The organism is Myroides profundi (assembly GCF_000833025.1).
GTDB lineage: Bacteria > Bacteroidota > Bacteroidia > Flavobacteriales > Flavobacteriaceae > Flavobacterium > Flavobacterium profundi_A.
In genome coordinates, this window is sequence record NZ_CP010817.1 from 2,659,657 (window position 1) to 2,672,817 (window position 13,161).

10 protein-coding genes are annotated in these 13,161 nt (G+C 35.8%); 8 read left to right on the forward strand and 2 right to left on the reverse strand.

Annotated features, from left to right (window positions below; translation table 11 throughout):
• The first annotated feature begins 301 nt into the window (after window positions 1-301).
• Both MPR_RS11735 and MPR_RS11740 read left to right on the forward strand, forming a co-directional pair.
• Window positions 302-1,510: a PepSY-associated TM helix domain-containing protein gene (locus tag MPR_RS11735; RefSeq protein WP_041892822.1), complete on the forward strand. Its 1,209-nt coding sequence runs from the start codon at window positions 302-304 to the stop codon at window positions 1,508-1,510.
• Window positions 1,511-1,521: 11 nt separating this feature from the next.
• Window positions 1,522-3,645, forward strand: coding sequence for an outer membrane beta-barrel family protein (locus MPR_RS11740; protein ID WP_041892823.1), 2,124 nt, complete (start codon window positions 1,522-1,524; stop codon window positions 3,643-3,645).
• 92 nt (window positions 3,646-3,737) lie between these two features.
• On the opposite strand, the gene MPR_RS11745 is transcribed toward MPR_RS11740, so the two are convergent.
• On the reverse strand, window positions 3,738-5,213 hold the full coding sequence (locus MPR_RS11745; RefSeq protein WP_039330078.1) for a DASS family sodium-coupled anion symporter: 1,476 nt from the start codon (window positions 5,211-5,213) through the stop codon (window positions 3,738-3,740).
• Window positions 5,214-5,593: 380 nt separating this feature from the next.
• Between MPR_RS11745 and MPR_RS11750 the strand changes: the two genes are divergently transcribed.
• From MPR_RS11750 to MPR_RS11775, 6 genes are read left to right on the forward strand one after another with little or no spacing between them, the layout of a single operon-like run.
• Window positions 5,594-6,199, forward strand: a complete 606-nt coding sequence (locus MPR_RS11750) for a CDP-alcohol phosphatidyltransferase family protein (protein ID WP_041892826.1) — start codon at window positions 5,594-5,596, stop codon at window positions 6,197-6,199.
• On the forward strand, window positions 6,200-6,991 hold the full coding sequence (locus tag MPR_RS11755; protein WP_041892829.1) for a phosphatidate cytidylyltransferase: 792 nt from the start codon (window positions 6,200-6,202) through the stop codon (window positions 6,989-6,991).
• Window positions 6,979-8,013: a patatin-like phospholipase domain-containing protein gene (locus MPR_RS11760; RefSeq protein ID WP_041892831.1), complete on the forward strand. Its 1,035-nt coding sequence runs from the start codon at window positions 6,979-6,981 to the stop codon at window positions 8,011-8,013. Before MPR_RS11755 ends, MPR_RS11760 begins: the two co-directional genes overlap by 13 nt.
• Window positions 8,010-8,765 (forward strand): SDR family oxidoreductase, encoded by a 756-nt coding sequence (locus tag MPR_RS11765; protein WP_041892833.1) that lies wholly within the window; start codon window positions 8,010-8,012, stop codon window positions 8,763-8,765. Before MPR_RS11760 ends, MPR_RS11765 begins: the two co-directional genes overlap by 4 nt.
• The gene (locus tag MPR_RS11770; protein WP_041895470.1) at window positions 8,747-10,036 is read left to right on the forward strand and encodes a dual specificity protein phosphatase family protein; all 1,290 of its coding nucleotides are present in this window, start codon (window positions 8,747-8,749) and stop codon (window positions 10,034-10,036) included. Before MPR_RS11765 ends, MPR_RS11770 begins: the two co-directional genes overlap by 19 nt.
• A 23-nt stretch (window positions 10,037-10,059) precedes the next feature.
• Window positions 10,060-11,766, forward strand: coding sequence for a bifunctional alpha/beta hydrolase/class I SAM-dependent methyltransferase (locus MPR_RS11775; protein WP_041892835.1), 1,707 nt, complete (start codon window positions 10,060-10,062; stop codon window positions 11,764-11,766).
• 543 nt (window positions 11,767-12,309) lie between these two features.
• On the opposite strand, the gene MPR_RS11780 is transcribed toward MPR_RS11775, so the two are convergent.
• Window positions 12,310-13,134 carry a DUF5694 domain-containing protein gene (locus tag MPR_RS11780; RefSeq protein ID WP_041892837.1) on the reverse strand — a complete coding sequence of 275 codons (825 nt, stop codon included), beginning with the start codon at window positions 13,132-13,134 and terminating at the stop codon, window positions 12,310-12,312.
• Window positions 13,135-13,161: the final 27 nt, after the last annotated feature.

The window sequence follows — 13,161 nt, forward strand, 5'->3', positions numbered from 1 at the left end:
TACTTTGCAGTATTTGGCTAATGCTTAATCTGGGTTAAACCTATAAGTCTGATAGGTAAAATTACAATAGGCATTTAGATAAAAAGAGCTATGAATTAGAATTATTTTGTAGTATTTATCTAATGTGGATATTGGGTTAAACTAACTATAAAAACCTACAAAATATTGTTTATACCTACTAATAATCAAATTATTATAAAATACTTCTCATTTAGGACAAACTTATACTTAGAATGATTATAAATAATTATATATTTGCGACACCCTAATTATATTTATTAAATCTAAATAATTGATTATTATGCAAACTGATAAGCCCAAGAAAACCAAGGGGATTTTCAAAAAGTATATGCTTAAACTCCACTTGTGGTTAGGACTACTGTCAGGTATAATTGTACTTATCGTATCACTTACAGGAACTGTTTTTGTCTTCAATGAGGATATCTCTACCTATCTTAAACAAGACATGATCTATCATGGCGAACAAGATATTGAAAATAAAAAACCGATTCCTATTCGTGAACTAAAAGAACTAGTTAATGCACAATTAGTTAACGAAGAAGTTCCAGCAGAGGAAGTAACAATCCCAATGGATCCTACTCGTTCTTATCAATTTGGATTATTTAAAGCCAATCCAGAAGGATGGAATTATTTCGATACTTATCTCATTTTTAAAACAGTCTATGTCAATCAGTATACAGGAGAAGTAATTGCTGTCGATGACCTATTGAAGAGTCCTTTCTTCTTCACTATGATTCTCCACCGCTCATTACTTCTTAGTAATGCAGTTGGAGGTACTATAGTAGGTGTATCTACTATAATCTTTGTGATTATGCTAATCACAGGGATTATACTATGGTGGCCTAAGAATAAGAATATGCGTAAACAACGCTTTTGGTTTAGATGGAAGAAAGTAAAAGGTTGGCGCCGTAAGAATTATGACGTTCACAATATCCTTGGATTTTACTCTTCTGCTCTAGCACTAATAGTGGCTATTACAGGAATTATGTACTCTTTCCGCGTCACGATGAGTTGGGTTTACTTCTTAATCAACGGGTTTTCTATGTATGCTCCAGACTTTAGTCATTATAAGACTACTGCTCCTGAGTCTATGGAAACTCCAACAACAGTAGATCGCATAGCTGCTACTGTAAAAGAGCACTACCCTAATGCTTTCTCTTTTGGTATTGACTTAGAAGATCATGAGAACGCTGATCATCATCACGACAATATGACTATTCGTGTTAAAGATCACGAGTTCAAATATAACGACTCACATACCATGATATTTGACGAACACTCTGGAGAGCTATTGTTCAATAGATCTCATGGAGAACGATTATTAGCAGAACGAGCTACTGGTGCTACTTATGATTTGCACGTAGGAGCTTTCTTTGGTATGCCTGGAAAAATAATTGCTTTTATCCTTAGCTTATTCTGTGCCTCTCTTCCTATTACAGGTTTTATTATCTATTGGGGAAGACGCAATAAAAAAAAGACTACTAAATAATTTTTAAAACAATGAAAAGACCATATATATGGCTGCTATCACTATGCAGCCTGGGTACCTATGCCCAAACCGAAGCACAATTAGACAGTATACTCAACGCATTTAATACTAACCTTGGGGAAGTATTAATCACTACTAAAGCTCCTGTATTCCAACAGAAAGCTGACAAAATGGTGTTTAGTGTAGAGAATAGTGCTTTATCAGATGGAAGTACAGTACTTGAAGTTCTTGGAAGAGCTCCAGGAGTGGTTGTATCTCAAGAAGGTGAATTATCTCTGAGAGGTAAAAAAGGGGTTAGTGTAATGCTAAATGGAAAACTGAGTTCTCTATCTGCAAAAGAACTAGCTAATCTCTTGAGATCAACCAACTCTTCTCAAGTCAAAAATATAGAGATTATTGCTAATCCATCTGCTAAGTATGATGCAGCTGGTAATGCAGGAATCATTAATATTGTATTAAAGAAATACAAAATGGAAGGGCTGAAAGGAAGCTCTTTTGTCAATGCAGGGCGAGGACGTAAAAACCGCCTTAATGCAGGATTCAATCTAGGTTATACTCATGAGAAACTAAGTCTATTTGGAGACTATAGCTATACTTTTAGAGGGGAAGAAGAACACAAACATTATCTTCAAGACTTCTACAACACTGCTAATCCTTCTGTAATAGACAGACATAGTGAACAACGCTTCACTAGTAATGAGCCTCTTACTTCTAATAACTTCAAATTCGGAGTGGATTACTCTCTTTCTTCTAAAACAACTGTGGGCTTCTTATTTGATGCTAAAATCGGGAGATATGAGGATTATTCTAAAGGGTATAATATGATCTATGCGCCTGTAGAAAAATTGAATTCGCATATTAATACTGACAACGGAAATAAAGAGCATTGGTATGATTATACATTTAACTTAACTGCTACTCATTTATTCAATGATAACGGTAGTAAAGTAGATGTAGATTTAGAATATGAAACTTCTAAGTTTAGATCTGAACAGTCTCAATTAGCTGAAGTTTTATTAAACAACTCAAATGCTCCATATAGAAATAGACGTGGATATATTCCATCACAGTTTAAGGTATTTAATGGTAAATTAGACTTTACCTTACCTTTAGATGATAAGCATGCTTTAGAGACAGGGTGGAAGTCAATTGTCAAATCAAATGACAATCCATCTGTTTATGAATTTCAAAATAACTCAGGATGGGAAGTAGATCCTGCTTCAACGAATCACTATAAATACAATGAACAGATACACGCTGCTTATGCTAACTACAAGCTTAGTTTAGAACATTGGAGTTTTCAGGTAGGACTGCGTTCAGAGTTTACACAAACTGAAATAGACCAAAAAACGACTAAAGAATACAGTAAAAACGATTATACTAAACTATTCCCTAGTGCCTCTATCAAATACGAAACAGATAATGCACATGGCTTCTATGCTTCGTATAGTAAACGTATTAATAGACCGAGTCACTTTGACTTAAACCCATTCCGTTTTTATGATGACCCTTTTAACTATTGGCAAGGGAATCCTAAGTTAAAACCTGAGATAACACATGCTTCTGAGGTAGGATACACATGGAGTAAATACCTGATTGCAAATGTGTACTTCAGCGTGACGAATGATGTGATGACCAATGTGTACAATTACCAAGCAGATACAGGTATCTTAGTAAGTACTCAAGAGAACTTAAACAAATCTTATCACTATGGTGCGAATGTAACAGGTACAGTAAGCCCTACAGAATGGTGGTCTATGAGTAATATGTTTAACTTGTTTAACAACAAATATGAAGGAAACTATCAAGGAACAGAAATCAATAGTTCACAAGTAGCTTTCACTTTTAACTCTCAAAACAACTTTACCATTGTTAAAGGATTAAAAGCTGATGTCAATGCACAGTACTTCTCTAAGTCAAACTTAGGTCTATACAAAAGAGATAGTTATTTTGACTTAACAATCGGTTTATCTAAAGCCCTATTAGAAGACAAAGCAACTATTAAACTAGCTGTAACAGATGTTCTAAACACGGTGAACTATAATGTAACGGGGGATAACTTCAATTCTAATATTCGCAAGAAATATGATCTGGATAGCCGAATAGCTACTTTATCATTTAACTATAAGTTTTAACTTAATTAATTTCTCATTACACTTCATTGATTTATACAACAAAAGCCAGTCAATCTCGACTGGCTTTTACTTATATAATAAATCTTATTCTCTTACCAATATCCTAGTGCTTTCCACCATAGTCCCCCTACTAGAATAAATATAATTAGGTTAACCACACTAGTTACAAAACCTACTTTCCACCATTCTCCTAATGTTGTATATCCTGTTCCGAAGATAATCGGGGCTGTACCTGTACCATAATGAGTCAATGACATCATTATAGATGATGAGAATCCTAGTACTAATGCCCATAACATCTCAGGTGCTCCAAGAGCTATACCTGCAGCAAAAAAGGCTGCAAACATCGCTGTAATATGCGCTGTAGTACTCGCAAAGAAATAGTGAGAGTATACATATACTAGAAGCAGTATAAGCGTAGCTGGTATCCACGACAATCCTAATCCTGCAATACCTTTTCCTACTGTTGTAGCTAACCATCCTACCAAACCTAGTTTACCTAAGAAACCTGCCATCATCACTAAAGCTGCAAACCATACTATCGTATCCCAAGCCCCTGTGTTTTTTAATATATCTTCCCAAGTTAATACTCCTGTGACAATAAGAATTCCCAATCCTAAGAAAGCCGCAGCTGTCGGTTGAACAGCAAAAGTATCTCCAAAGATCATTGCTGGAACTCCTGCCCATAACAATAACAAGATTGTAAACACTCCCATTGTGATATATTCAGGTAAAGAAATAGGTCCTAACTCATCTAATTGCTTTTTAGCAAATACTGGAGCATCAGGAGTTTTCTTTATCTCTGGTGGATAGATCATATAAATCACTAAAGGCATCACGATTAAAGCTACAAGGCCTGGTACTAAAGCTGCTAGTGCCCACATTCCCCATGTTATAGTGATTCCTGCAGTAGTACCTGCTAAAACCAAACTAACAATCAATGGATTAGGAGCTGTAGCCGTAATAAACATCGCTGAAGTAATAGGGTTTGCATTATAATTCACTAATGCCAAATAACGCCCTATCTTTTCGGCAGACCCTTTCTCTGGTTTAGAACCAAAGCTCACTGCTATAGAACGCATAATAGGGTGTATAATTCCTCCTCCCCTTGCGGTATTACTTGGTGTTACAGGAGCTAATATTGTTTCTGCAAAAGACAGTGCATACGCAATACCTAGTGTTCTTTTACCAAACAATGAAATAAGGAAATACCCTATCCTTGCACCTAAGCCTGTTTTCTTTAAACTTATAGAGATCATCACCGCCACTCCAATAAGCCAGATTAAATCATTTGAAAAACCACTTAAAGCATCTGCTAAAGCTGCTTTAGAATTCCCTGGATTAGTTACACCTGTTATGGCTACTAATGCTATCGCTACAATAGACACCGCTCCAATAGGTAGCGCCTTTCCAATAATAGCTGCGATAGTTCCAACGAATAATGCTAACAACTGCCACGCATTAGGACTAACGCCTTCTGGAACAGGGATAACAAACCAAATAATTAATGTGATAGCGACCGCGATTAACGCTGGTACGGGTTTGATAGGTTCTAATTTACTTGCCATACGAGTAATTGATTTCTGTAGTAAGCTATAATCCCCAAATGAGTAAATACAATCTTGGTATAAAAGGGATATTTTTCACTACTTTTATTTATAATCTAAAATCAACAAAAATGCCAAACACACATTTTTCACAATATTTTTTTAGTTTTTTTATAACAAATAAGCACACTTAACTGTTATAATAGTATGTTTGTTATTTCTATTTTTCACTATTAAAGATAACACTTTATTGTATAATATTTTTAGTTTTCAATCAATTTTTAACTACAAAAACCAAATTAACCACAACCTTAACACTATAAAATAATTAAAAAACTACAATCATTAACGTTTTTTAATATTATAATTCCGTTAATCCTTTATTAATAAAATCGTAAACTATGATATCCGTATATAAAATAAAGCCCTATTTTCAGAAATTGCTAATGCCTATTCTCCATGCATTACATCAAAAGAGAATAACGGCTAACCAGATTACTGTATTTGCTATTGTCTTCTCTTTTGTATTAGCATTGCTATTTTGGTATGCAGATAGTTACCATTTCTTCTTTTTGTGTTTGCCAATAGGTCTACTGATTCGCATGGCACTAAATGCACTAGATGGTATGATGGCTAGATTGTATAATCAGACTTCTAAGAAAGGCGAACTACTCAACGAGGTAGGTGATGTCCTGTCTGACTTTATCTTATTTATTCCCTTATTAAAGTTCCAACCGGAGAGTACCTATTTGATTGTTTTATTTATAGGCTTGAGTATTATCAATGAATTCGCAGGGCTAATGGGAAAAATATTAGGTGGAGAGAGAAGGTATGATGGCCCTATGGGTAAAAGCGATAGAGCATTAGTATTGGGGATATATGGATTACTCCTATTCTTAGGTGTTAATCTTAGCGGAGCATCTTTATATATATTTATCGTTATCAATTTACTATTACTATTAAGCACAATCACAAGATGCCGTAAAGCACTTAAAAACGCACAATAGATGACAAAGGAAGGAAAGTTTGCAGATGTACCCCTACGCGTTAGGACATGGTGTTATATCGTTGTAGTATTTGGCTTAGCACTACTACATCCCTTGAGTTTATTAATGTTCATTATGTTCCTAATCTACTGGGGACAACTAGAATTATTTACTTTCGCCATTCCTATTGGATCCCTAAAATTAGGAGTTGCTGTATTGACTACCTTGATTATCACTATTTGTTTATTACTATTAAGTATTGAAGAGAGTTTACTTACTATACTTGGCTTAAGCATGATCGTTTCTGCTGGTATATACCTAAAGTACAAAACGCATTCTTTCTTCTTAGCTGTCATGTCCTTTTACCTTCTATCTACTGCGATATTATTCTATATCGGATTAGCAAAAGAAGGTTATAAATATCTCATTCTATTAGTTGTCCCAATGGAGTTAAATGATGTAAGCCAATATATGGCTGGCAAGCTATTCGGCAAAACTAAGATAACACCTCATATCAGCCCAAATAAAACACTAGAAGGCGTTATAGGTGGTATTGTGATGACTACAGGTATATTTAACCTGATGTACTATTTACTATTCGGGGAAGCTATTACGCTAAAGACTATTCTATTGGCAATGGCATTAAGTATTTTAGGTTTTTTAGGAGACCTAACCTTCTCCTTAGTTAAACGAAAAGCAAATGTCAAAGACACAGGTACACTCCTTCCTGGACATGGAGGACTGCTAGACCGTGTAGATAGTTTATTATACACCACTCCCCTATTTTATATTGTCATGTTATGGATCAAATAAAACCTTATAATCGCGTAGCGGTGTTCTCTGGTGGCGGAAGTCGCTTTGTGATGTACTGTGGGATATATGTCGCGATGGTCGAACACAATATTCGTCCTGACTTAATTATCTCAACGTGTGGAGCAACTATCTCTACATCGATTATACGCACCTTTAATACACCCCAAGCTATTAAAGGATATCTAGCATCAGACGAATTTCTGACTGCTGCCATGAATACCTTTTTGACTAATCAGACGAGACTAGACCGCCTTCCGTACTACTGTATCAAGCACAGTAAGAAAAAAGAGAATGCTCTCTATCTATTAGATCTGTTTAGTAAGTATTTTGTTGATCAGCCTCAAAACCTAGATGAGAAGTTCCCTTCTCTACTAACTACACATACTGATGCACCTGAGGTCATTACCCTTGGTTCTGAGATATTGTATACACCTGATCGAGTGAACAAAAAGAGAAAAGGTGAGAAAGCCTTTAAGAAAATACTTATTCCTACTCCTAATGTTCCTCTTGATTCACTACACCAATATATTGATCAATATAAATTTGACACAAATAGTGCAGTCGAGAGAGATACAGAATTACTTCTAGAAGTAGAGTCCTTAAGAGCGATGCGAATTAGTACATCTGATATGTTCTATATGGCACCTGCTCAGTATAGAGGTAAACAGTATTTAGGAGGAGCGATAGACCTTATCCCTTTCGAATTAGCCACTACACTAGGTAGCGAAATATGGCTAGAACACAAAGCTCCTTATTCTGCTATGGAAGAAGGCTTAGTCAGAGCTGTATTTGGCTACAGTGGAAATGAACGACTTCAACAAGCAGCAGCTATCAAAGCCAATAGGTTAGACACCAGTGATATGAGACAAAAACTCTCTGGAGGCTACCTAAGCCGTAAGATTAATTGGAGAAAGTTTGCTTTAGAAATACAATTACCCATCTCTAAAGAAGACTGTAAAGAACAGATATTTAGACAATTTGACTATGGATATCAAGTAGTCCTTAATGCATTAAAACAATGAGATCGGTCTTTATCACAGGAGGTACATCAGGTATAGGATGGGCATTAGCTCAGCGCTATTTACAAGAGGGTTACCGCGTAGGTATCGGCAGTCGTAATCCTCATAAAGAAGGACATAACTTCGCTGTACATACTAACCTAACTGTCTATACAGTAGATGCAACAGACTTACCTCAACTACGAGATGTGATAAACACATTTAGTCAAACTAAGCTTGATATACTGATAGCAGGAGCAGGTAATTATACGGATAGTGCCTTAGAGCATATTTCATGGGAAGATACCAATGCCATGATAGACAATAATATCAAAGCCACCCTAAATGCATTAGAAGTAGCGAGAGGCTGTATGCAGAACAATGGAGGAACTATCGTCTGTATCGCTTCGATATCTACCTTTTTAGACTATAATGAAGCAACAATCTACACAAGGTGTAAGCAAGCAGTAGTAGCACTTACCAAAGCGTATCAACGCGCCTATAGAGATAAAGGGATTAAAGTCATCAGTGTACACCCTGGTTATGTCGCTACACCTAGACTACTAGAACTCAATAGTGATGATCTTTCTAAAAAACAATATGTTATCACCCCTACAGAAGCAGCTGATATCATTTATACTGATATTACACAAGGCAAAGAACTGATAGTCTTTCCAAAAAAGATGTATCGACTAATTCGCTGTTTACAGCTATTCCCTAAAGGAATATTACAATGTATTATGCACAAAAAAGCAAAATGGCAAAAGAAGAAATAACTCCTACTTTTAAACAACGAACCAAAACAATGCTTCTCTGTTATGCTGTCTTCATTATTTTATATATGATGGCACAGTATTACTCTGTATATAGAGCATTGGATTGGTCTGTCACCTTAGCGATAGATCACTATATCCCGTTTATAGAATGGATGATCATTCCCTATAGTACTAGTGGGCTGTTCTTCTTACTCGTTTTTTATTGGGTAGATTCTATTTATCAATTGAGATTACTGACTAAGCGTATGTTAGCAGTCACTATAGTCGCTTTTATTGGGTTTATTGCATTCCCTATTCAGTTTACAGTAGAGAGGCCTTTGCATACAGTGGCTTTGTTTACCCCCCTTTTTGACTTTATCACGACATGGGATACACATTATAATCAAGCTCCATCACTACATGTAGCCTATGCAGTTGTGTTTATGACTGTTGTAGAACACACTAGAAGATTTAAGGTATTTACCAAAGTCTTCTTACATATCTGGCTTGTCTTAGTAGCGCTCTCTACACTATTTGTCTATCAGCATCACACCATTGATTTGATCACAGCCATTCTAGTTTGTTTAGGCACTTTTATCTTTCTACCCAACAAAGAGAAAGCCCTGTACCTCAATATTAAAAAAGGATTGATATACTTTGTTTTAGCGACTATACTATTGGGTATTGTTTGTTATTCACTTGAGCACTATACCTCTATTTTATTGCTTTGGATAGCGACTAACCTTATCTATATAGGCACAGCTTATATTCAAAACAATATCTATTTTATCAAAGATAAACAAGGACAGATTAGCTTGTGGAAATACCTTGCTCTACTGCCTTATATCACAACTTATTATATTCTGAGAAGACTGAACAAAGTCTATTACCCTGTAGAAGTCAAAGAGATGATCCCTCAGCTCTATATCGGGTCTTTACTTTCTTCTAAAGAAGCTTCAGCTCATTTTGATTCAAGTGAAGTGATAACGTATGACCTATCTGCTGAAATGAAAGAGAACAGCTATTTATTACACCATTCTGCCTATCACTTTTATCCGCTTTTAGATATAGGACAGGCTAATCAAGAATATATTCAGCGTATTGTAACAAATATTATTAACGCTTATCAAAATAAAAAAAACAATACTGTAATCTATATACACTGTGCTATGGGACTGTCTAGAAGCATGACTATAGCCGCCTTAGTTTACGCTTATTACACAGATTGTACACAAAAAGATGCACAGACATATATACAATCTATTAATCAAAACGCTATCTTTAAATTATAAATTGCTATAAAAAACACTAATATATGATAGAAGGAACATTCACTAGCTTTGATAATGCAGCTATATTTTATCGAGCTTGGAATTACAAAGAAGGACAAAAAACAATGATTGTCCTACATCGTGGACATGAGCATTCTGCTCGTTTAGCGGAGTTTGCACAGAGTGCTCCATTTGCTAATTATAACGTATTTAGTTTTGACTTTAGAGGGCATGGATATACAGAACAGGAAGTATCTCCTAACTTCATGGACTATGTGCGAGACCTAGATGCCTTCGCTCATTACCTACACCAGACCTATCAGGTACACTATCACGACACTTTCGTAGTAGCCAATAGTATCGCTGGGGTAATCGCTAGTGCATGGGTACATGACTATGCTGTACCTATCGCAGGTATGGCTCTACTAGCTCCTGCATTCTCTATTAAATTATACGTTCCTTTGGCTAAAGAAATGATAGCCCTTGGTACTAAGTTTAAGCCAGATATGATTGTGACAAGTTATGTAAAGTCTAAGGTATTAACCCATGAAAAAGATCAACAAGTAGCTTACGATAGTGACCCGTTAATCACGAAGTTTATCAATGGGCGCATGCTTGTAGACTTATTAGATGCGGGAAAACGCATTGTAGATGATGCAGCTGCCATCACTGTACCTACTATTGTCTTCTCAGCCGGGAAAGACTATGTAGTAAAGAACAAATGGCAACAACGCTTCTTTCACAATCTAAGTAGTGACTTAAGAGAGTTTAAAACACTAAAAGAAAGCTTCCATGGTATCTTATTTGAAAAAGGAAGAGAACAAGTGTATAAAGACATCGCTAAGTTTATGGAGAAGAGTTTTACTGCTCCTAAAGTAAAAATCAACCTCAAAGCGGATAAGTTTACCACTGATGAGTACTACCAAATGTTATTTGGTCTATTGCCATCTGTCGAATTGCTATCTTATAAAATCCAGAAGAAACTATTAGGCGTAATAGGTCCTCTATCAGAAGGAATGCGATTAGGACTGTTATATGGTTTTGACTCTGGTATCTCTCTAGACTATGTGTATAAAAACACACCTCAAGGAAAGCTAGGCTTCGGTAAAATAATGGATAAGAACTACCTCAACGCTATCGGATGGGCAGGTATCCGCCAACGAAAAGTTCATCTATTACAACAAATAGACAAACAAATAGCCCTGTTACAAGAACAAGGACAACCTATCAAGATACTAGACGTAGCAGGAGGTACTGGTAATTACTTATTTGACATTAAGGCAAAATACCCTGATGCAGAAATAGTAGTTAATGACTTTAAACGTTCGAATATTGAAGTAGGTGAAGCTTATATCAAACAGCACAATCTAACTGGTATTCGCTTTACGAACTATGATTGTTTTGATCTAAACACCTATCCTCTATTCAACTTTGAACCGAATATTACTATCATTTCAGGTATTTTTGAATTATTTGATGATAACGATATGATCTGTAATACAATCAAAGGAATAAGTAGTATAGCGACTAACAACAGCGTGATTGTTTACACAGGACAGCCTTGGCACCCACAATTAAAAACAATTGCCTTTGTACTAAAGAGTCACAGAGATACAGACTGGGTGATGCGTAGACGATCTCAGTATGAACTTGATAAACTATTCGCATATAACAGCGTGTTTAAACAGAATATGTTAATCGATAACTATGGTATATTCACAGTATCCGTAGGTAAGATTGTCAAGTCATAAATAACAAAAAGCCCTCATCATCATTGAGGGCTTTTGTTATTACCACTCAGATTGCTCCGAGTAGCCTAACGTATTTTAATCAACTCTTTTGTGATATCGTTTTTTTGTGATGCCGTGAAGGTGTGAAATCGTTACGCTGATGGCGCGGATTTTTAATCCGTGACGTGTATTCTCCTGACTTTCCTATTTCCTGTGACACGCATAATAATGCGTCTCTACATTATATGGCGGATGTGCCTCGCTGATGGCGCGGATTTTTAATCCGTGACGTATTCCCTGTGACACGCATAATAATGCGTCTCTACATTATGTGACGGATGTACAAAACCCTCGCTGCGCAAAGTCTCCCGACTTTGAGCGATTCTTACACAGCTTAAATCGTTACGCTGATGGCGCGGATTTTTAATCCGTGACGTATTCCCTGTGACACAGGACAGAACGTTAAGAAAATGTCTAGTAGACATTTTTAGTGAATGAGACAGGAGGCGTGCGGGCTAAATGCGTCTCTACATTATGTGACGGATGTACAAAACTCTTAATTAATTACTTAAACTTCTCTAGATAGTCTAGTGTATTTACTAATTCGTACTTAGGACTGCGCTCTAACCACATATTAAAGAATGCTGTATGAGATGCACCCATTAAGATAAATACTCTATCATTCTCAGTTAATGGTATCTGATTTAGGTTAGAATACATAATTAAGTTACGGTGATAGTACTTTGCAGCTTCATCTGCTCCTTCAGACTTGCCTGGTGAAGACACATGAGTCAGCATATCAGCATTCAGATTGATATAAGCATCTAATGATTTCTTTGTATTCGTATTATATAACATCTTTTGCACATTAGAACCTTCATCACTAGCTCTTAATTGTCTTAAAACAACGTTTATATAATCCTCATATAACGCTTTGTCATTATACTCAGGGATATTTTTATTTACCATATAGTTATATCCTTTACTATAATCTATACCGTATAATTTCTTCACTCCTGCTAATCTTCCTAATTCAAATCCCAATAAATGAACTTCATTAGGGTCAACTATTTTTATATTAGGATCTTTTATATACGATTGGTATAATTCATTTAAAACGTCCATAGTATTTGCCTTTTGCTCTAATACAATTACCGTAGGTTTAAACTCTGCTATGGCTCTTGCCACTTCGTGTACCATCGCTTTATTCTTAGCGTCATTCTCATCAAATTCAGTCTTATTTGAATCTGATGTAAATCCCATATGAAAAGTTCCCATATTCAATACAGGAATACGTTTCTCTAATTTTAGGTCCTCATTTATTTGAGCATTTACTATTTGTCCTCCTAATAAGCACATCGCTAATAAACTGAATAATTTAGTTTTCATAATTGTTTGTTTTTTTGTGGTTCTGTT